Annotated in this window: 14 protein-coding genes and 1 rRNA gene; 11 read left to right on the top strand and 4 right to left on the bottom strand. The window is 59.3% G+C overall.

Going from position 1 to position 21,949, the window contains the following annotated elements; genetic code table 11:
• Nucleotides 1–23: 23 nt before the first annotated feature.
• From F2S13_RS23205 to F2S13_RS23160, 11 genes are all read left to right on the top strand, one after another.
• Entirely contained in the window at nt 24–971 is a 948-nt protein-coding gene (locus F2S13_RS23205; protein ID WP_218584069.1) for a LysR family transcriptional regulator, read from the top strand.
• Between the two features lie 288 nt (nt 972–1,259).
• Nucleotides 1,260–1,724: an OsmC family protein gene (locus tag F2S13_RS23200; RefSeq protein ID WP_166365229.1), complete on the top strand. Its 465-nt coding sequence runs from the start codon at nt 1,260–1,262 to the stop codon at nt 1,722–1,724.
• 146 nt (nt 1,725–1,870) lie between these two features.
• Nucleotides 1,871–2,611 carry a hypothetical protein gene (locus F2S13_RS23195; RefSeq protein ID WP_166365227.1) on the top strand — a complete coding sequence of 247 codons (741 nt, stop codon included), beginning with the start codon at nt 1,871–1,873 and terminating at the stop codon, nt 2,609–2,611.
• A 382-nt stretch (nt 2,612–2,993) separates the two neighbouring features.
• On the top strand, nt 2,994–5,600 hold the full coding sequence (locus tag F2S13_RS23190) for a pesticin C-terminus-like muramidase (RefSeq protein ID WP_166365225.1): 2,607 nt from the start codon (nt 2,994–2,996) through the stop codon (nt 5,598–5,600).
• Nucleotides 5,601–5,613: 13 nt separating this feature from the next.
• Nucleotides 5,614–6,018 carry a lysozyme inhibitor LprI family protein gene (locus F2S13_RS29890; RefSeq protein ID WP_166365223.1) on the top strand — a complete coding sequence of 135 codons (405 nt, stop codon included), beginning with the start codon at nt 5,614–5,616 and terminating at the stop codon, nt 6,016–6,018.
• A gap of 460 nt (nt 6,019–6,478) precedes the next feature.
• Entirely contained in the window at nt 6,479–6,898 is a 420-nt protein-coding gene (locus F2S13_RS29955; protein ID WP_484573267.1) for a PA3715 family protein, read from the top strand.
• A gap of 67 nt (nt 6,899–6,965) precedes the next feature.
• Nucleotides 6,966–7,430 carry an OsmC family protein gene (locus F2S13_RS23180; protein ID WP_166365221.1) on the top strand — a complete coding sequence of 155 codons (465 nt, stop codon included), beginning with the start codon at nt 6,966–6,968 and terminating at the stop codon, nt 7,428–7,430.
• A gap of 386 nt (nt 7,431–7,816) precedes the next feature.
• Nucleotides 7,817–8,668, top strand: coding sequence for a sugar phosphate isomerase/epimerase family protein (locus F2S13_RS23175; RefSeq protein WP_166365219.1), 852 nt, complete (start codon nt 7,817–7,819; stop codon nt 8,666–8,668).
• A gap of 14 nt (nt 8,669–8,682) precedes the next feature.
• Entirely contained in the window at nt 8,683–9,753 is a 1,071-nt protein-coding gene (locus F2S13_RS23170; RefSeq protein WP_166365217.1) for an isopenicillin N synthase family dioxygenase, read from the top strand.
• Between the two features lie 45 nt (nt 9,754–9,798).
• On the top strand, nt 9,799–10,593 hold the full coding sequence (locus F2S13_RS23165; protein WP_166365215.1) for an ABC transporter substrate-binding protein: 795 nt from the start codon (nt 9,799–9,801) through the stop codon (nt 10,591–10,593).
• 64 nt (nt 10,594–10,657) lie between these two features.
• A complete protein-coding gene (locus F2S13_RS23160) occupies nt 10,658–12,217 on the top strand; it encodes an amino acid ABC transporter permease/ATP-binding protein (RefSeq protein WP_166365213.1) in 1,560 nt (519 codons plus the stop codon).
• A gap of 18 nt (nt 12,218–12,235) precedes the next feature.
• Here F2S13_RS23160 and recD read toward each other — a convergent pair whose 3' ends face one another.
• The 4 genes from recD to rrf all read right to left on the bottom strand — a co-directional run bounded on the left by recD (nt 12,236) and on the right by rrf (nt 21,887).
• The gene (gene recD / locus F2S13_RS23155) at nt 12,236–14,326 is read right to left on the bottom strand and encodes an exodeoxyribonuclease V subunit alpha (protein WP_166365211.1); all 2,091 of its coding nucleotides are present in this window, start codon (nt 14,324–14,326) and stop codon (nt 12,236–12,238) included.
• Nucleotides 14,323–18,024: an exodeoxyribonuclease V subunit beta gene (recB, locus tag F2S13_RS23150; RefSeq protein ID WP_166365209.1), complete on the bottom strand. Its 3,702-nt coding sequence runs from the start codon at nt 18,022–18,024 to the stop codon at nt 14,323–14,325. Before recB ends, recD begins: the two co-directional genes overlap by 4 nt.
• The gene (gene recC, locus F2S13_RS23145) at nt 18,021–21,497 is read right to left on the bottom strand and encodes an exodeoxyribonuclease V subunit gamma (protein WP_166365207.1); all 3,477 of its coding nucleotides are present in this window, start codon (nt 21,495–21,497) and stop codon (nt 18,021–18,023) included. Before recC ends, recB begins: the two co-directional genes overlap by 4 nt.
• Before the next feature lie 274 nt (nt 21,498–21,771).
• Nucleotides 21,772–21,887: ribosomal RNA gene (gene rrf, locus F2S13_RS23140) — 5S ribosomal RNA — on the bottom strand.
• Nucleotides 21,888–21,949: the final 62 nt, after the last annotated feature.

Here is a 21,949-nt window from a genome sequence, read left to right as displayed (position 1 = left end):
ACGCACATAAAATCCGGTCCAACATGCAAAAAAACATCACGTCTTTGGGCTCGCTGAACTGGGATGACCTGAAGTTTTTCCTGGAAGTGGCCCGCACCCGCAAGGCCAGCAGCGCTGCCAAACGCCTGGGTGTCGACTACACCACAGTGTCGCGACGGATCAGTTCGCTGGAGTTGTCGCTGGGTACCTTGCTGTTCGAAAAGTCGCGTACCAATGGCTTTATCCTGACGGCCGAAGGTCAGCGCCTGCTGAGCTCCGCCGAGTCGATCGAAAGCACCCTGCACATGGCCTGCGAACAGGTTTCAGGCTCGGGCGTGGCCCTGTCCGGACACGTGCGCATGGGCTGCACCGAAGGCTTCGGCAGCTTTTTCATCACCCCGCAGCTGAGCCACTTCGTCGACACCTACCCGGCGATCTCGGTGGATATCCTGCCGCTGCCGCACTTCATCAGCCTGTCCAAGCGCGAAGCCGATATCGTGATTGCCCTGGAACGGCCGGAACACGGCCCTTATGTGTGCTGCAAGCTGTGCGACTACCGCCTGAAGCTCTACGCCACCCAGCAGTACCTGGACCGCCACGAGCCGATCACCAAGGCGTCGGACCTGGCCCGGCATCAGTTCATCAGCTACGTCGATGACCTGGCATTCAGCTCCGAGCTGCTGTACCTGGCCAACCTGTTGCCGGCCGCCAGCGCCAGCCTGCGCAGCACCAGCGTCATCGCCCAGTACACCGCCGCGCAGCAGGGGCTTGGACTGGCGATCCTGCCGTGCTTTCTCGCCGCGCAGGACCCGAACCTGATTCCGGTGCTGCCGGATGAAGTGGATATCACCCGGCAATTCTGGATGTACTGCCGGGAGGATCTGCGCAAGCTCAAGCGGATTACCTTGTTGTGGGATTACATCAGGGAGGTGACCGAGCTCAATGGCCCATTGTTGCTGGGCGAAACGCGTGTTGTCCGGTTTGCGGACTGAGTGACTGCACGAAGAAAGGACCGGCACCACGGTCGGCGTAGCCGCTGCCGCCAGGCTGCGCTCGCGCGCGAAGCGGGCGCAGGTTCTCAAGATCGCCGGGGGCCTTACGGCCCAGCGCAGCCTCCGGCAGCGGCTACAGGGGTCCACGCCTGCCGCAGATCCGCGAACGTCCGTGCCATTCTGAAAATCGCATAGTCCTTTTCCCAAATATGCAGCTCCGGGGTGCCCTTGTGGCACCTTCCCTTCACACTGGCTGCCCACGACAGAACTTCCGATCAAGGATCAACCATGACCGAACACACCTATGAAGTAAAAGTCTCCTGGCAAGGCAACACCGGTACGGGCACGTCTGGCTATCAGGACTATCGACGAGATTTCCTCGTCGAGGCCAGCGGCAAGCCAGCCATCGAGTGCTCATCGGACCCGGCGTTCCTGGGCGATCCGAAAAAATGGAATCCGGAAGACTTCCTCGTCGCTTCCGTCTCGGCTTGTCACAAGCTGTGGTACCTGCATCTATGCGCGGTGAACAAAATCACTGTGCTCAGCTATGTCGATGCACCAATCGGCCGCATGATCGACACCCATCCCACACGCAAGGGCCACTTCACAGAAATCGTTCTTCGCCCCGTGATTGAGCTGTCCAAGGAGTCGGATAAGGCCCTTGCGGTTCGCTTGCACGAAGAAGCACATCACGAATGCTTCCTGGCCAACTCCGTCAACTTTCCGATTCGTTGCGAACCGGTGATCGCTTAAGAGCATAGGCTCGGCTCCCCCGCAACCTTCAAGGCGCAGATTTTTCCGCCAGATTCTCGAAGGCGATCTCTTCGACTGACCAGAGTCGCAACACCATCTTCACCGGGCCTACACTGAGCAAACATGTCAGTGATGAGGCGGGTTCTATGCACTCCACCAGAAACCAGAAAATCGAAAAGACCTATTTTGACTCATTCCGTCAACACTACGCTCTTCCAACTGGGGAGATTGAACACGATGACAAACCGGATGTACTCATCCACGGAGAAGGACAGCCTCGTATGCTTGGCGTGGAGATCGCGCGCCTCTACAAAATAGACGGCCAGCTCAATCAGAGCGAACAGCAGCAAATCGTAAAGCGGATCACAATTATTGAGCTGGCCGAACGGATATACCTGTCGCGTGGCGGCCGCAAGATTGCGCTCGGCATAAGCTTTGATCCGCAATATCCGATTATGCGGAAAAAGCACATGACGAAAATTGCGAATGACCTCGCCTCATATGCTTTGGAAATTTCATCTCTACGAAATGGGCATCAGAGCCATAGCCCACTCGAAGACACGCCAGAGTTAAGCTGGCTCTATCACGATGGAAAAGAATATCCGAACAGTACATGGGGACCCGTGCAGAGCTACGACGTTCCGGCTTTGTTAGTTACACGAGTAAAAGAACTGGTTGCGCAGAAGACCCAGAAGATTCAGGCGTATGAGCCGTGTGGGGCCTACTGGTTATTGCTCATTGTCGATTTTTGGGACCAGGCACAGGATCAGAGCATTCACTGGCCCGCAGATGAGAACATCGGGCAAACCCCTTTCGAGCGGATTCTCATCTATAAGACTTGCTTCAATGAGGTCGTTGAAGTGAGTCAGCGCGGGGTGGCTATCTGAAGAGCATCATTTAATAAGTCAGGGTTCGCCTCGTACCCAGCGATCTCGGCGTTCACGCTGTTTTCGACAGCGCGGATAAGCTCTTCTATCTGAGGTAGCTTTCTGAGTAGTGCGGCATAGTCATACCCTGGACGACGATCTGCCCAACACCGATGATGTTTAGCCGCTTGTGCAGCCCTTCCGGCTGGTCATCTGAATATCGTGTAGTCCATTTCCCAAATGCATGGTGCTGGGGTGCCCTTGCGGCGCTTTCTCTGCACACTGGCTGCCCACGATTCAAGGGCGCCCTAGCCTAACAACCTTCTATTCACCGAGCATGAAACCGAATCCCAGGGGCGCACGGAGATCTCTGGCTGATCCCTTTGCAAGGAACAACCCCCCCATGGCTAGCTTACTCAGATGGCTGTTTGGCATCCCCCAGCACGAACGCGACGCTCGCTTCAACGTACATCACCCCCCGATCCTGCCAACTCTGGACACCGGCCCCGTTCACTCAGCCTTGCCCGCCGAGTCCAGCACCGACGCACTGCCACCGGTACAGAACTGGAGCCACCCTTTCAAGGACACGCGCGACCCGCTGCGACAGCTGACCCACTTGGCCAACGCAAAAGCGGGCTTCTACCCGCTGGGAGTCAACGGCCTCTGGCACGGCGGCGTGCATTTCGACGACGGCACCCTGGATCAATCCAGCGACGGCGAGGTAAGCGTGCATTGCCTGGCCGACGGAGAAGTGGTCGCCTACCGCATCGACCAGCACTCGCCGACCACGTCCTACATCGTCAACAAGCTGCCGACACTGCGACCCTTCTCGCGCAATTTCGTGCTGGTGCGGCACCGCCTGCAGGCACCGAAGCTCGAAGGCAGCGCGGACACGCCGCCCAGCCTTACATTCTTCAGCCTGTACTTGCACCTGCAGGACTGGGCGGTTTACCAGAGTGACACGCCCCTGGCCCGCCCGGCCTTCTGGCCCGAGGGCGCGACTCGCCGAGTCAAGGAAACGGTCAACGACTTCCACCCTCGCTATCCCAATCAACCCGGCCTGAACGTGCGCAACAAGGCGTGGCAGGGCCAGGTCCTCGACCTCCTGCCCCGGGGGGCGCAGGTGACCGTCAGCGGTGAAGGTGATTACCGCAAGCTGGAGAACAGCCTCGGGCCGACCAACCTGATCAGCGCCGATTGCTCATTGCGTGGCTACGTTGCCTTCAGCCTGCTGGAACCCATCGAGGCAGGTCAGTACCGCGTCGCCACCAAGGAGGGCGCGCTATACGTGCGCGCCGAAGCGAAGCTTGATAGCGACAGGATTGGAGAACTGCCAAAAGGCACGGAGGTGACGATCAGCGGTGACGGCGACTTCCGCAAGCTGGAGCGGGTCAACCAGTACGTGCACTACAAGTCGCTGCAAGGCGGGTTGGAACCCCTGGCCCATGATCGCGTGGTCGTACTCGACCAGCCCGTCCCAATCAAGGCTGGCGACCTGATCGGTCACATCGGCCTGTACCAGGACAGTCATGCGGCCCCGGAAAAGAAACTGCACCTGGAGGTGTTCAGCGGCGGTGAGGTGGAACCGTTTATTGAGGCCAGTCGCGCCTGGGCCCAGCGTCTGCCAGCCAGCAGCAAGACCTGGCTGAAACTGGCCAAGGGCACGGTGGTGGCGGCGCATCAAGAGCACTTCAGCGCTAAGCGGCCGCCGAATTTCTACGGGAGCAATACCTCGAGCGACGCCGACCTGTTGGTCCCCAAGAGCCTGCTCGATGGGCTGTCTGCCGATAGAAAAATCACAGAGCCCGCCGCGAGTGACCGCAAAGCCTATAACTGGTACCGCCTCGACGGGTTGCTGCATGACGCCGACCACAAGCTGATCGATGGCTGGGTGCGTGAAGAAGTGGGCGTTACCGCTTGGGTCAGCCCCTGGTCGTGGGAGGGCCACGACATCATCTACCACTTCGACCTGCCCCGACAAATGCTGGCCTCTTTCAAGCGGGCCGCCAAAGCCTTCAACGACGAGGAGCTTGAACGCTTTGGCCGCATGGCCGACGAAGGGGATCAGGGGCCGATCAAGCAGCGATTACTCGAGATCATTGGTCACAACCGCGATAGCCAGATGACCGCCAAGGAATTGCAGGCCGCCCTCAAATTGCCTGCTCGTGCCCAGTCGATCGCGCAGTTGATCATCCGCGCCGAAAGCGAGTGGTATTACCGCGCACAGAAGTGGGACGCGCTGGATGAAATACTCGGACATAGCGGTTCGACGCCAAACCTGAACTGGTTCGCGGAGAAGGAGCGGCTCAAGCAATTGAGTTGGTGGGATGAGGTGGCGGTGAGGGTTGGGCTGCCGGGGTACGGGAAGGTGTATCACTTTCACCCGGTTGGGATTGTAGGGAATTTCAAATCGCTGCAAGAAATAAAAATCCTTGCAGGCAAGATAACCTTCGATGCAGAAGGCAATGATAATCCAAGCTCAACGCACTACAGCAGAGTCATCCATTGGCCAGGGAATGACTTGTCTGGAGTAACGTTGGGGCGAGGGTACGACATGGGAAATCGGACGCAAAGCGAAGTACACGCCCATATGACAACAGCAGGAATAGATGATAAAAAAGCCAGACAGATATCGTTGGCTCACGGCTTAAAAGGACTGGCCGCGAGAGACTTTGTAAGACAACACAAAATATCAATTGGCGAAATAACCAAAGACCAACAAATATCACTATTCAACGCCATCTATCCCGACTACATTAAAAGGGCTATTTCAAACTATAACAAATGGACCTCGTCTGAGGCCGAACGGGCGGAATGGGAAAATCTAAACCCCCACATCCAAGATGTACTGGTCGATTTTGTTTATCAAGGATTTACTTTGGGTGGCAACCCAATGAAAGCCGGGATGCGCAATAGCAAGACAGAACTGATCTCATATATTGAAAACACCCCTGCAATTAGTCAATACGAACCCGGACGCCAAAGAGCTAGATATCTTAAAAGCAATTAAACGGAGCCACTTAATGACTGTAAGATCATTTGCGACACTTCTGTTATTTTTTTGCAATTCATGCTTTGCCGATTCTGCCCCCCCAGAGCGGTGCTCATCTGGCGGTCTAGATAGTCAAGACATTTACGACTGCTCCAAGCTCAGAATTGAAGCCGCTGACAAAGAGCTCAACAGCACCTATAAGGATCTAAACAGTAGAGTATCTACAGAGTACAGAGCGGACGCTCCACTGGGAGAAAAACTTAAAGAGCATATAAAAACATCGCAGATCGCCTGGATCAAGCTAAGAGACTCAAATTGCGCCGTTGAGAGCTTTGTGATCTCCCGCGAAACTCAAGCGTTCGAAACAACAAAAAACAATTGTCTTGCTAGAGAAACCATAGGAAGAACTCATTACCTAAAAAATTTGAAATTTTAACTTTTTCGCCGGTACCTGCATCTGCAGATACCGGCTCAGATAGAAAAACCTGTGCGACCAGCAGCTCTCGCTGTAACTCTTACTCACAGTGAACATTTGGCAGAACCCCATACCCAATATGGCCAAGGCACCTAAAGCAACAATCAAGCAGTTATTTAATATAATCATTAAAAAACTAACGATCTCGTTACTTATTACTTTCACAACATTAACGAACGCTGCATGCTTGGATGAACACAAAAGCCTCATTGACAAACTCTACAAGAGCTCCGAAGTGATTCGACATAACTCTTTTTGCAAGCCATGGCCAGCTACAGGCTACATTATTTTCGCCACATCAATTGAGTTAAAAGAGCGGACTGACCTTGGAGTAGTGATCTTAAACCCAACAACCAATAAAATTATTGGAACCGACCGTGAAATTGATGCACTAACTAGCGACGCCATCTAAAATACTGGAATGACAATTGATACGGCTAACTACCGACTAAACAAGGATACCTTAGCATTTGGAATTCGTACCTCATGGCAAGGCTCATCACAGCCAAACCCATATAACTCAGAATCATTAAAGCTTTATATCATGCACAACAATAGCTTGATTACCATTCTAAACGGGTTAAACATGTATGAGCATTCTGGCGAGTGGGATACTCACTGCACTGGCGAATTCACCACACGAAAAATGACAGCAATCATAGTACCATCGACAAAGCCTTACGCAGACCTACTTATCAAAGAGAACACAACAAAAACTCTATCCCGAGAATCTGCGGAGGGATGCCAAAACCTATCAAACAAATCAGAGATAAAGAAACACATACTAAAATACGAAAAAAATCATTACCAAGTCCCACCAAGTCTACGCCCTCTTGTGTAGTGCTTAGCGAGGCCATTCCACCAAAGCCATTAAGGGCTCGCAGTGCACGCCCAATCAAGGATCAACCATGACCGAACACACCTATGAAGTAACAGTCACCTGGCAAGGCAACACCGGTACGGGCACGTCAGGCTATCAGGACTATCGACGAGATTTCCTCGTCGAGGCCAGCGGCAAGCCAGCCATCGAGTGCTCATCGGACCCGGCGTTCCTGGGCGATCCGAAAAAATGGAATCCGGAAGACTTCCTCGTCGCTTCCGTCTCGGCTTGTCACAAGCTGTGGTACCTGCATCTATGCGCGGTGAACAAAATCACTGTGCTCAGCTATGTCGATGCACCAATCGGCCGCATGATCGACACCCATCCCACACGCAAGGGCCACTTCACAGAAATCGTTCTTCGCCCCGTGATTGAGCTGTCCAAGGAGTCGGATAAGGCCCTTGCGGTTCGCTTGCACGAAGAAGCACATCACGAATGCTTCCTGGCCAATTCCGTCAATTTTCCGATTCGCTGCGAACCGGTCATTGTTTAAAAGCATTCGTTTGATACCCCGAACCATCCAGGCGAATGGCGTCGCTTGGGACTTCACAAAATGATGCCTCAACAGTGGCACCCCTCGCTGACACCCAACGTAGACGCCCTCTTGCTACTTTCCAAGGCACAATAAACGGCATTAAGTAGCAAGCTATTTATTCATAAAAGTCTGAAGTATTGATTTCATCTTTCAGATTCTTTACTTCCCCACACTGTGCCTAACATCGGCCCCAGAGCGAACGACCCACGGCGTCGCTTGGTGGGACCAGATACGCAGAGATCCGGCTCAAAAATCATCTGTTGTTGCTGCCCATTGACCGCCGACCCGGCTTGCCGCCGTCGTTGTGCTTTTTCAACAGGCCCAGGGATTTTTGAGGATCACCGATGAAGCTGGAAATTTTCCGCACGCTGTGGGGCTACACCGCCAGCAAGGCCCAGGCACTCGAAGAGCTGTTGCAGGCCGGCTTTGACGGCATGGAAGCTCGCCTGCCGCTGGACGCCCGCGAGCGTGCAGAGTTCGCCGCTTTCCTCAAGGCCAATCAGCTTGGCTATATCAGCACCGTCTTCACCGCCTACGACGTTCTGCCGGACCAGTCCGCATCGCCCGCCGTGCACCTGGACGATCTCGACAAGAAACTCGCCTGGGCCGCCGAGCTCAGCCCCCGCTTCGTCAATGTGCTGGCCGGCAATGACCGCTGGTCGTTGGCACAACAGGTCGAATTCTTCGGCCAGGCCCTGGAGCTGGCCCGCAAACATGGCCAGGTCTGCAGTTTCGAAACCCACCGCGCGCGCTCGTTGTTCAACCCCTGGGTCACCCTGGAACTGATCCGGCAATTGCCTGATCTGCTGTTCACCAGCGATATCAGCCACTGGGTGGTGACCTGCGAGCGCCTGCTGAACGACCCCGCCGACGACCTGAGTGCCTTCGTCGAGCGCGTCCACCATATTCAGGCCCGGGTCGGTTACGACCAGGGGCCGCAAGTCCCGCATCCGGCAGCTCCCGAATATGCCAATGCGCTGGAATTCCATCAGCAGCACTGGGAAGCCATCTGGCGTTCGCAGCAAGCCCGCGGCTATCAGGTCACGACCCTGACGCCGGAGTTCGGCGCCGACGGCTACCTGCATCACCTGCCGTTCACCAACGTTCCGGTCGCCGACCTGTGGTCGCTGAACGTCTGGATGGGCAGGACCGAACGCGAACACTTCAACCGTTTCAGCCATTCAAGCAAGCCTTAGGGAGCCGCTGCGTCATGCCTGACAATAAAAACAACAGCGCCAGCACTGACACACAGAAAGCCAACTTCAAGACCATTCCGGTGGTGAATATCGCCGGTTTGTTCAGTTTTGAACTGGAGCACCGCCTGGCCGTGGCCGAACAACTCGGCAATGCCGCCAGCGAAGTCGGATTCCTCTACATCACCGACCACGGCATCGACCCGCACCTGATCGCCAACCTGCGCCGCGCGGCCAAGGACTTTTTCGATCAGCCCTTCGACACCAAGATGCAGCACTACATCGGCACCTCGAAATCCCACAAGGGCTTCGTCCCCGAGGGCGAAGAGGTTTATGCCAAGGGCAAGCCGGACCACAAGGAAGCCTTCGACATAGGCTTCGAAGTGCCGGCCGACGACCCGCTGGTGCTGGCCAATACGCCCTTGCTGGGGCCGAACGAATGGCCGCAGCTGCCAGGCTTCAAGGAAGCGGTGCAAGCCTACTACGCGGCGATCTTCGCCCTGGGCCGCCGCCTGTTCGGTGGTTTCGCCCTGGCCCTTGGCCTTGAAGAAGACTATTTCGACAGCCTGGTTACCCGCCCGCCGTCCAAGCTGCGACTGATTCACTACCCATTTGATGGTGAAGCCCAGGATGCGCCGGGCATTGGCGCCCATACTGATTACGAGTGCTTCACCATCCTGCTGGCCGACAAGCCAGGCCTGGAGGTGATGAACGACCTCGGCCAATGGATTGACGCGCCGCCGATCGCCGATGCCTTCGTCGTCAACATCGGCGACATGCTTGAAGTCATGACCGCTGGCACCTTCGTTGCCACGGCGCACCGGGTACGCACCGTGAGTGAAGAGCGCTATTCGTTTCCGCTGTTCTATGCGTGTGACTACCACACCCAGATCAAGCCGCTGCCGGCCTTCGCCCAGGCCGGCAAGGAATACGAAGAGATCGCCATCGGTGAACACATGTATGGCCAGGCGCTCCAGACCTATCAATACCTGCGCAAGCGGGTGGCAAACGGAGAAGTCAAATTGCCAGAGAAGGCCCGCAGGCCTTCGAGTTTCGGTCACCTGAAAAATCAGGCCCAACCGTCCTGATTGATGTTTTCAGCAACACTCTTACCTACGCCGGAGTCAGTAAAAATGAAAAACAACAAAAACACCATTGCACGCATGACACTACTGGCCGCCGGTATGCTCAGCGCATCGCTCAGCATGGCCGCATCAGATACCTTCAAGGTCGGCATGGAAATCACCTATCCGCCCTTCGAATCCTACGACGCCAACAAAAACGTGGTGGGTTCCGACCCTGAGCTGGCCACTGCCCTGGCCAAGCACATGAATGCCAAGGTGGAATTCGTCGACACCAAGTTCCCGAGCCTGATCCTCGGCCTGAACTCCGGTAAATACGACGCGATCATTTCCGGCATGTACATCACCCCCGAGCGTCAGACCCAGGCCCAGACCATCGCCTACGCCAATACCGGCGCCTCGGTGATGGTGCCCAAGGGCAGCGAAATCAATGCGAAAAAGCCTGAAGACCTCTGCGGCCTGAAACTGGGCCTGGAACAAGGCACCACCTGGGTCAAGGAGTTCAACAAGCTCTCCACTGAGTACTGCGAGAAGAACGGCAAAGGTGCTATCAAAGTCAGCGAGTACCCATCGGCTCCTGAGGTGACCCAGGCCCTGCTGTCCAAAAACGTCGACGCCCAGGTTGAAATCGCCGGCGCCGCCAAAATGATCGCGGAAAAAACCAACGGCCGCGTAGTCATCACCACCGATACCCCGATCTATCAGCAGACCCTTGGCATCTTCGTCAAGAAAGGCAACGAAGAGACCTTCAAGGCCGTGCAGAAGGCCTTCGAGGAAACGAAAAAGAGCGGTGAATACGCAGCTATTCTGACTAAGTACGGCTTGGTAGAACCGACCGCCAACTAAGAATCTGTCCCTATAGCTTGGTTGTCTGCTGCCCTCGCCCGGGGGCGGCAGATCGAGGTGCCCAATGCAATTCGAATGGTCGTACTTTTTCTCCCTGTTTTCTCTGCCCGACTTCTGGAAAGCCTGCGTCACGGTAATCGAGCTCAGTGCCCTGGCATGGTTCATCGGCATGCTGCTCGGCTTCTTGCTGGCCACGGCAAAACTTTCCCAGTCGCCCTTGCTGCGCATCCCCGCAGCGGTCTACATCTGGTTCTTCCGCAGCATCCCGTTACTGGTGCTGGTGGTGTTCGTCTACAACCTGCCGCAGATGTTTCCGGGAAGCGGCCCGATTCTTTCCAACCCTTTCTATTCCGGCTTGCTGGCCCTGGTGGTCACCGAGGCGGCGTACATGGCGGAGATCCATCGCGGTGGCCTGATTTCGGTTGCCAAGGGCCAGCGCGAAGCCGGCCGCGCCCTGGGTATCGGCCTGTTCGGTCTGCAGCGCTTGATCGTCATTCCACAGGCCTTCCGTATCTCGCTGCCCACGCTGATCAATGAATACATCACCGTGGTCAAGCTGACCTCGCTGGTCTCGGTGATCTCCCTGACCGAAATCCTCACCGTCGGCCAACGCCTGTACGCGACCAACTTCCTGGTCATGGAAACCCTCGCCGCGGTGGCGGTGTACTACGTGTTGATCGTCACCGTCTTCGGCTGGTTCCTGCAACGCCTGGAGCGTTACCTGGACTTGAACTTCCGCAAGCCGCAAACCCTGGTCGAAGCCGATGTCGCCAAGCTGCGTGCCAGCGCCGAAGCCTTGCCCGACAGCGCGCCCAAAGCCGCCGCTTCCGGTACGGCGCCGATCCTGCAACTGCAGGGCATCCAGAAGAGCTATGGCACGCACAAAGTGCTGCTGGGCATCGACCTGAATGTCGAATACGGCCAGGTGGTCTCGATCATCGGCCCGTCCGGCTCCGGCAAGACCTCGTTGATCCGCACCGTGAACGGCCTGGAAAGCATCGACCAAGGCGCAATCAAGCTGTTCGGCGAGAACTTCATCACCTCTGAAGACAAGCCCAACAGCGCCCGCCTGCGTCAGGGCGTACGGCACATCGGCATGGTGTTCCAGAACTTCAACCTGTTCCCGCACCGCACCATTCTCGACAACGTGACCCTGGCGCCGCGCTACCATGGCAGCCAGACCGAGCTGAGCGAACACCGCGCCTATGCGCTGCTGGATAAAGTCGGCCTGCTCGCCCATGCCCACAAGTATCCGCACCAGCTCTCCGGTGGCCAGCAACAGCGCGTGGCCATCGCTCGGGCCCTGGCGATGGAACCGCAGATCATGCTGTTCGACGAACCGACTTCGGCTCTGGACCCGGAACTGGTCAACGATGTGTTGAACGTGATCCGCGACCTGGCCAAGGAAGGCATGACCATGCTGATCGTGACCCACGAAATGGACTTCGCCATGGGTATCTCCGACCGGGTGATCTTCATGGAGAACGGCAACATCCAGCTCGACGCCGCGCCAAGCACCATCCGCAGCGACGCGTCCGGCGAGCGGGTGCGCCGCTTCATGGGCATCGAAGCCTCGGCGAAAGTCGAAGAGCCCAGCGAACTGGGCACTATCCTCGCGCAGTAACGTTTCTGGACCTCATCGCTAGACGGCGGTGAGGTCCAGCATCAACCCGCTCAGGCGCTTGACCTTGCGCCGCACCGCCTCTTCGAACACGCCCTGGCGTGGCTCGATCAGGCTGAACCAATGCTTGGCCCTTGTGATCCCGGTGTAGATCAGTTCCTTGGTCAACACCGGGTTCAGCGCATCCGGCAGAATCAATGCGGTATGGGCAAATTCCGAACCCTGGGACTTGTGCACCGTCATGGCGTAGACCGTCTCCACATCATTGAGCCGGCTTGGCAGCACGAAACGTACCCCGCCCTTGCCGTCGTTGCGCGGGAACGCGACCCGCAGCACCTGACGCTCACTGTCCTCGTCATCCGGCATGCGCAAGGCGATGCCAATGTCGCCGTTCATCAGCCCCAGACCGTAATCGTTGCGCGTCATCAGCACCGGACGGCCTTCATACCAGAGGTCTTCGCTCTCGATCAGCCTGGCCGCGAACAACGCTCGCGTCACCCTTTGATTAAGGCCCTCGACGCCCCACGCGCCCTTGCGCACGGCGCACAGCAGCTGGAACGACTCGAACGCCTGCAATACCGAGCGTGCCCATTCGCGCCAGCACGGATCATCGGCCGGTGCCTGCGCCGCAGGGCGGGTGCTGTGGATAACTCCCAGGTAATGCCGATAGCCTTGCGGACCATCATTGCCACGCCCGTGCCCTTGCAGCAACAAACGCTCCAGAGCTCGATCCTGTTCGCCACGCAGGGGCAAGTCGAACAGGTCGGCATAAGTACCAGTAGCCAACAGCTCACGCGCCTGTTCGGCGCTCTGGCTATTGACCAGACGTGCCAACTGGCCAATGCCGCTGCCCTGGCCGAAACGACGCGAGTGACGCAACATCACCACTTGCTGCGCCAGCGGATAGGCATGCTCGCTGCCTTCTTCAAGGCCGCTTTGGGCCAGGCTCTCGCCGCTGACCTGCTCCAACCAGGCGCGCGTCTGTGGACTGTAACGACCGGCTTCGGCATCGCGGCACAGGTCGCCCAGCACCGCGCCGGCTTCCACTGACGCAAGCTGGTCCTTGTCGCCGAGCAAGACCAGGCGCGCATGGGCGGGCATGGCGTCGAGAAGATTCGCCATCATTTCCAGGTCGATCATCGAGGCTTCATCGACCACCAGCACATCCAGCGGCAACGGGTTGCCGGCGTGATGACGAAAATGCCGGGTACCCGGGCGGCTACCCAGCAAGCGATGCACGGTGGTCACTTCGGTGGGGATTTTCTCGCGCACTTGCGCGCTTACCGTCAGGCTCTGCACCTGCTGGCTGATGGACTCGGTCAAGCGCGCCGCGGCCTTGCCGGTGGGCGCTGCCAGGCGGATGCGCAAGGGCTTGCCCGCCTCCACCGCCGGTGCCTGGAGCAATGCCAGCAAACGCACGACGGTGGTGGTCTTGCCGGTACCCGGGCCGCCAGTGACGATACTGAAGGCCCCCCGCGTGGCCAGGGCGCAGGCGAGTTTCTGCCAATCGATTTTGGTATCCCCGGCAGTGAACAATTGATCGAGGCGCGCCGACAGATCGCCCGGTAGTGCTTCGCTGGCGACCAGACGTTCACGCAAGGCGTTGTCGATCCGTCGCTCGAAGCCCCAGTATCGGCGCAGGTACAAGCGCTGTCCGGCCAACACCAACGGTCTTTGCCGGGCCAACGCATCGTCGTCACCGGCCAGTGCCACCAACGGGCTGCTGGCCAGGGTCTGGCGCCAGGTTTGGGCGTCCAGGTGCTCGAGCAATTGCGAGGGCAGCAACATCGGCCCGGCCAGGGCATCGCCTTCCGGCGGCAAGGACAAGGCAAAATCCGGTGCAGCCAGGGTCTCGCTCAAGTCCAGGCAGACGTGACCATGACCCAATTGGTGGCTGGTCAGCGCGGCGGCCAGCAACACCAGCGGATTGCCTTGCGGGTCGCGCTCGCCAAGGAATGCGACGAACGCCCGATCCAGTGCCCGCAGCCAACCACGTTCAACCCAACGGTCGAGCAGCTTGAGCAAGTCATCACCCCGTGACAAGGGTTCGAGCGCAGCCAGGCTCTGGGCATCCAACGGGGTTGGCAACAAATCGGCCAGTGTACGGTTCATGCCGGTTCTCCCTGAACAAGGTCGGCTTGCGGTTGAAGGTGCACGCCCTGGAACAAGGCATCCATCTGCTCGATCAGTTCACGGGGCGGCCGGGTGAAGTAAACGCCCTGGCTGGCTGCACGGGTGCCACGCAGGAAGATGAACAACGCGCCGCCCACATGCCGGTCATAGTCGTAATCGGGCAGCCGTGCCTTGAGTTGGCGATGCAAGGCCAGCAGGTAGAGCACGTACTGCAGGTCGTAGCGATTGTCGAGGATAGCCGCGCTCATCGCCTGCTCGCTGTAGGCCGACTCGTCGGCGCCCAGCCAGTTGGATTTGTAGTCGGCGACGTAATAGCGGCCTTCATACTCGAATGCCAGGTCGATAAAGCCCTTGAACATGCCGTTGAGCAGCACGCTTTCGGCCGGGGCACGCGCGGCGCCCTGATGGGTATGCTGGCGCACCAGTGCATCGAGCTCAGCCACATCGACCTTGTGGCTAGCGAACCAGAACTCCATTTCGATCTGGTACTGCTGCAACTGGCTCAGCGCCACCGGCGCGTCTTCGGCGAGCAGGCGCAGCGGCTCGTTGATGAGGTGCAACAGCCAATCACTCAAACTGTTGATCCATCCCTTCCAGCCGCGCCGGTTGCAACGGCTGGCGACCATCTTGAAGGCGCCCTGGGGATTGCCGGCGACCTGGGCAAAGCCTTCCTTGCCGGCCCATTCGAGCAGGCCATGGAGAAAGGTGCCGGGGTTTGGCCCGCGCGGGAAACGGTGGATGTCCCCACTGTCAGGCATTACTTCGCGGGCTGCCTGGGGGTCGAGTCGTTCGTCGTCGAACAGTTTCTGGGCCAGGGGGCTGTCGGGGGACTGGTCGCTGCCGGGGGTGATGTTGTCGCCGATGCGCAGTGCACTGTAGGACGCGATCCACCAGTTCTCGGCGGCGCGGCGCTTCGGTTGGCGGGGTGCCAACAGCGTCGCCTCGTTGCGCGGGGCGGTGAAGCCCTGCTCGTCAGCGGCAGGCAGCTCGGCGTAGTGCAGAGCGGTATTGCCCTGTTGCAGATCCCGCAACCAAGGGTTCAAGCCGGTCGACTCGGCGAGGACAGCCCCCCCGCCGAGCAAATAGCCCAGCGCCGAACGATGCAGAATAGATTCCTTGTTGTTGCCGCGCTTGAGGTCGGCCACGCCCAGCCAGCAGGCATGTTGCGCACGGGTCAGGGCGACGTAGAGCAGACGCAGGTCTTCGGCCAGGCGCTCGTCATCGGCAAGTGCGATCTGTTCGGCCGTGGGCGTCAGGGTGACCTGCCCTTGTCCTTGCTCATCATGGAAGGACAAGGGCAGGCGCTTGCCATCCACCGGCTTGCAGGAGCAGATGAAAGGCAGGAACACCAACGGGTACTCCAGGCCCTTGGACTTGTGGATCGTCACCACCTTGACCAGTTGCTCATCGCTTTCCAGGCGCAGGATCTGCTCTTCGCCAGCCTGGCCGGACAGTGCCAGGTGCTCGGCCAGATGGCGGATCAAGGCTTGTTCGCCATCCAGCTCGGCAGCGGCTTGCTGCAACAGCTCGGACAAGTGCAGCAGATTGGTCAGGACCCGCTCACCATCGCTGCGAGCAATCAATGCCTGGGGCAGTCTGAAGTCGTGCAGAAGTTTTCGCAGCATGGGCAACACGCCCTGGCTGCGCCACACCGCACGGTATTCGCGGAACTGCATGACGCGCGCTTCCCAGGCGCGCTCGTCCTGGTTCAACTGCTCGAGCTCCGGCAGCGACAGGTCAAGCGTCATGCTGGCCAAGGCTGCCTTCAGCGGACGCTCGGCATCGGGCTCGGCGCAGGCACGCAGCCAGGCCAGCAGGTCGTGGGCCTCTTGCGCGGCGAAGACCGAGTCCTTGTCCGACAGATACACGCTGCGCACGCCTCGGGCGGCCAGCTCGCTGCGAATCACCTGGGCCTCGTTGCCGTCGCGTACCAGAATCGCGATATCCGAAGGCAGTACGCCGCGCAGTGACTGATCGGCCAGTGCGAAACCGCAACGACGTTGCTGGCCGCCATTGAGCAGACGCACGATCTCGCTGGCACAGCTGGCAGCCAGTTGCTGGCGATAAACCATGCCGGACAACGGCTCATCGCTTGGCAAATGCCAGATCTGCAGCGCAGCAAGGGGCTGCCCATCGACCTGCAGCACCTCCTTGCGCCCCTGGGCTTTCACCGAAACAAAGGGCACCGGGTTGTCGTCGCCCTGGCGGAACAGGAACGCCCCGCGGCCTTGCTCACGCAGTTCGGCGCGGGCGAACACATGGTTGACCGCCTCGACCATGGCATGGCTGGAGCGGAAGTTGGTGTCGAGGGTATGAAGGCGCCCATGGGTTGCCTGGCGCGCGCGCAGGTAGGTGAAAATATCGGCGCCACGGAAGGCGTAGATCGCCTGCTTCGGATCGCCGATCAGGAATAGTCCACTGTTCGGGTCGTTGTCTTCGATGTGATAGATGCGTTCGAAGATTCGGTACTGCACCGGGTCCGTGTCCTGGAATTCGTCGATCAGGGCCACCGGGAATTGTTCGCGGATCAGGGTCGCCAGACGCTCGCCACCCGAGCCCTGCAAGGCGGCGTCGAGTCTGAGGAGCATATCGTCGAAGCCCATTTCCGCGCGGTGGCGTTTCTCTTCTTCAAAACGTGCCCCAACCCAGCGTGCAGCATGCTCCAGCACGGCGGCGTCGGGCGTCGGCAAGGCCTGAAGCTGGTCGCGCAAGGTGAGCATGGCGTCCAATGCCGGATGGCTGGGGGCCGTGCCCTTCCACGCCTCAGCCATACCCTCGGGTGTCAGCCGGGTGAAGCCGGTGCCGATGTCCAGCTCTTGCGCAGACTCGTCCTCGGCCCAGGCGCTCAACTTGTCGAACCAGGGCTCGAAATAACGCGCCTGCATCTTGCGGCCATCTACCGATTTGGTGGCCAGGCCTTGATTGCAGATTTCACGCAACTCGATCGACCACTGCGCCCAGGGCGCCTTGATGGCGCGCAAGGCGTCGGCACGCTGCTGCAGGCAAGCCGTGATCAGCACGGCGGGTTCATCGCTGTCGGCGCCGGCCTTCTGCTTGCCGAACATTGCGCGAACCCGAGGCAGCAAAGCGGCCGGGCTGCCCCAGTGGTTGCGCACCCAGTTCAAGGCCTCGCCATGCATGCTGTAGCAGAAGCGCCGCCAGTAATCGCGCAGCACTTCGCCGAGCAATTCACTGTGGTCGGTTTCCAGGGTCTGGGTGAACAGGCTGCCGCTGTCGAAGGCGTGTTCGCGCAGCATGCGCTGGCACCAGCTGTGAATGGTCGAGACCGCAGCCTCGTCCATCCATTGCGCCGCGACGTCGAGACGGCTCGCGCAACCAGGCCAATGCTCGGGTGCGAACTCGGCGCGCAATTGCTCGATCAAGGCATCGGGCGCAGCCATTTCCTCGCGAAAAAAACGCGCAGCTTCGGCCAGGCGGGTGCGGATGCGATCGCGCAGCTCTTTGGTCGCTGCATCCGTGAACGTCACCACCAGGATCTGGGGCGGCAACAACTCGCGCCCGAAGCCTTTGTCCCCGCCGTGTCCCAGCACCAGGCGCAGGTACAGTGCGGAAATGGTGAAGGTCTTGCCGGTGCCGGCACTGGCCTCGATCAGTTGGCTGCCATGCAGTGGGAAGGCCAGCGCCAATGGCGGTTGCTTGATGGATTCGATACTCATGAGCGGCCCTCCTCGGCACTCAAGGATTGCCACGGTGCCTGGACCAGGGGCTGGTAAAGCGCCTGGCACCAGCCTTCGAATTCTTCACTTTCGGTCAGGCTGGCAAAGTCCGGGAACTGCCGGGCCAACGCAGTGCTTTCCCGGCGCTCGCCATCGCTGGTTTGGCCGTCACCTTCATAGGCTTTACTGGCTGCCGCCTGGGCTTTGATCGGATCGCTCTGGGACAACCAGGCAAATGCGGTCTTCACCGCCACCGGCAGCGGCTCGGCCATGCCCGTCTGCCGGGCCAGCAACAGGTTGCCCAAGGCCTCCGCTGCCGCAGCCTGGGGGATCGGGCCCAGCAGCAGGGTGTCATCGCTGGCGACCAGGGCGCTGCTCAGTGGCAAGCCGACTGCGCAAGCGGCCAGATGGGTCACCCAGGAGCGGATCAAACGGTGCCATTTGCGCGAGCGGCTCGAGCCGATGGCATTGGGGATTGTGGTGATGCTGAGCAAACCACCGTCGGCGCGTTGATGCAGGCCGCCGAGCCAGCCTTCGAGTTTCAGTTGCCGGTACTCGAAGCTGATTGGCAGGGCACTGTTCACGGGGGTCGGCCAGAGCGCCAACAGGTTCCCATGACGTTGCAACAGATCCGGCAGAGGCTCGATCAACTCCGTCTGCAGGCACTCGCCGAAACCGGCCATGGGCAACAAGCCACTGCCTTGCAGCCGTTTGGCTTGAGCCTGCAGTGCCTGCTCGATCTCATCCGGGCGAGCCATGGCGGCGCCAAGCAGGCTCTCGCTCAGGCTGTAGCGCTCGAGCGCATCGAGCACGAAGGGTTCTTCGTCGGCCAAGGGTGCCTCTACCGACTCGAAAAACACGTTCAACCGCTGACTGAAGAAGTGCCGCACGGGATGGCGCAGGAAGTCCTGCAGCTGCGCCAGGCTAAGCGGTTCTTCCGGCTCAAAGGGGGCGAGGCGCTCAGTGGGTTGCGGCGCTTGACGGTCGGCATGCAGTTGCTGCCATTCGCGGGCATAGCTGAACAAGCCGGTGCCCTGATGAAAGTAGCGGGCGCTGAAGGGCTGCAAGGGGTGCTCCAGTGTCAGCGCATGAATCAACTGTTCACCGGCATCGAGCTTGTCGTCGCCGGCGGCATCGGCCAACCGCCAACCACTGGCGAGGTGATCGCGCAGTTGCCCGATCAACACGGAAGCCGGTCGTTCGCTGTTATCGCGGATGCTACGCCCGACCCAACTGACGTAGAGCTGATCACGGGCCGATAGCAGGGCTTCGAGCAACAGGTAGCGGTCATCTTCACGCCGCGAGCGATCGCCGGGGCGGTAATCGTGGCCCATCAGGTCGAAATCCAGCGGTGGTTGCGCACGTGGGTAATCGCCATCGTTCATGCCTAACAGGCAGACCACCTTGAAAGGGATCGCACGCATAGGCATCAGGGTGCAGAAGTTCACGGAACCGGCCAGAAAACGCTGGGACAAACGGCCCTGATCCAGACCCGCCAGCCAGGCTTCGCGCACTACGGTGAGTGGCAGCAAGTCCTGCAGGCCGACGTCCTCACAGGTTTGCAGCCAGTCCTCGCGCAAATCCTCCAGCTGCACCAGCAGATAGTCGTCGTGTTCGTTGCCGGCGAGGAAGAACACTTGCAGCAATGCTTGCAGGCGTTTGCCCCACTGCTGCGCCGATGCCGGTTGTGAAAGCGCCTGATGGGCAACTTCCAGGGCATCGAGCAACGCTACCAACGGTCCGATCAATGCGGCGTCCAGGCCACCGATTTCATCGTAGGGCTCGATACCGTCGCAGTGTTCGCCGGCACCGACGGCATAGCCCAGCAGCATGCGTCGCAGGCCGAAACGCCAACTGTTCTGCTCAAGGTCTGCGGGCAAGCCGAGGCCGGCGCGCTGTTCGGCATTGAGACCCCAGCGGATACCGGCGCCTTCGATCCAGCGGTGCAGGGTCGGCAGGTCGCGTTCCTGGACGCCAAAGCGTGCGCGCAGTGCCGGCACATCGAGCAGGTCGAGGATCTCACTGGCCGGGAAGCGGCTATCGGGCAGCTTGAGCAAGTGTTCGACGGCGATCAGCAGCGGATCGCGGCCGCGCTGCCCCTGGTCAGTGAGAGTGAAGGGAATGAAGCGCCGGTCTTCGCGGCCGATCTGGCCGAACACCGCGCGTATGTGCGGGGCGTAGGCATCGACGTCCGGCACCATGACGATCACATCGCGAGGCCGTAATGTCAGGTCGGCACTGAAGCGTGCCAGCAGTTGATCGTGGAGGATCTCGACTTCGCGCTGGGCACTGTGGGCAACATGGAAGCGTACCGAGCGGTCCTTGGCCGGGTCGATGGGCTGCCAGCGCTCGCGTGTCTCGCTCAGGGGGCGCAGCTCCAGGATATCGTCCTGCAATTGGTTGAGCAGGGTCTTGGGGTCGGCATCGCTGAACAGGTCGATACGGCCATCGCGGAACGCTGAACGATAGCTGTTGGGGTCGTCGTAGCTGTCGAGCAGGTTGATGTAGTCGCGGCCCTGCTTGCCCCAGGCGGCCAGCAGTGGGTGGGCGTGCTGATGCAGGATGTCGGCGTTGATCACGCTCGGCATGCCGCCTTTGCGCGCCTGGCGCTTGTATTGGTGACGCAGCAGGTCCTTGTCGGCAACGATATCGGCCCAGTGATGCCGACACGGGTTGTGCACGCACAACAGCACCTGACTGAACCGGGCAAGCCCCGCCAGGGCTTCGAGTGCCTGGGCAGGCAGCGATGAGATGCCAAAGACAATGACACGCGAGGGCAGCCCGGCTGGGGCTTGCGTCAGGTTGTTGATGCGTTCGATAAAGCGCTGGTGCACCCCCGCGCGGCTCTGGGCCATGCCTTCGGCGCCGACATCCAGCAGCAAGGCACGCCACAGTTCAGCCTGCCAGCAGTTGGCCTCGGCCAGGGGGATATTCTCGCCACGGGCGTTACGCACTTGATGCCGGCCTGCGGCCCAGTCTTCGAGCCAGTCAGCGCGATAGACCTGGTACTGGTCGAACAGGTCGGCCAGGCGCTCGGCCAGTTGATAGCGTTTGCGCAGATCGGCATCGTCGACGAGAAAGCGCTGCAAGGGTTCGAAGTGTGGCTGGTTGATGACCTCAGGCAGCAGACGCATCAGGCGCCAGGTCAGCGGGGCTTTATCCAGCAATGAAGTCTCGGGGATTTCTTCGCGGCCCAGCACCATTCGGTACAGTTGCCACATGAAGCTGCCTGGCAATTGCACATCGATGGCGGCGGCAATACCACAACCACCTTGATCATCCTCTTCAGGATCTTCGGCCAGGGCCAGTTTCAGCCATTGGGCGATGCCGTTGCTCTGTACCAGGGCAATTTCGTTTTCCAGCGGCGCCAGGGGATAACGACGCATCCAGCTCACGATCAGGTTGCGCAGTTCATCAAGGCGATTGCCATGGACCACCATGAATCCCGGAGTGAGTGAGCTTGCTTGCGACATGAGGCGTCCCTTGAGGCTGTGCTGATAGGGGCGAACCTTATCACTTTTGGCTCAAAACCGGCCGTCAGATACTGTCGTGATGTAACTAGCTTCCTCGTTCCCACGCTCTGCGTGGGAATGCCTCCCCTGACGCTTTGCGTCGTGACGCCGGAGCGTCTGACACTGCATTCCTTTGCTGCGCGTGGGAACGAGGTCCGGGGCGGTGGTGTCCGGGCTTTTCGCGGGACAAAAACAAAACCCCATCTGCGTTCGCAGATGGGGTTTCGGAATTTAATCTTGACGATGACCTACTCTCACATGGGGAAACCCCACACTACCATCGGCGATGCATCGTTTCACTGCTGAGTTCGGGATGGGATCAGGTGGTTCCAATGCTCTATGGTCGTCAAGAAATTCTGTAGCCAGAAGGTCTTGTCAGACACTCCAGCGAATCGGGTATGTGATGATTTGTG

The sequence above is a fragment of the Pseudomonas akapageensis genome, assembly GCF_011355085.1.
Taxonomy (GTDB): domain Bacteria; phylum Pseudomonadota; class Gammaproteobacteria; order Pseudomonadales; family Pseudomonadaceae; genus Aquipseudomonas; species Aquipseudomonas akapageensis.
Note: the sequence above shows the minus strand (reverse complement) of the source record. Positions and strands in the feature narration are given on the sequence as shown.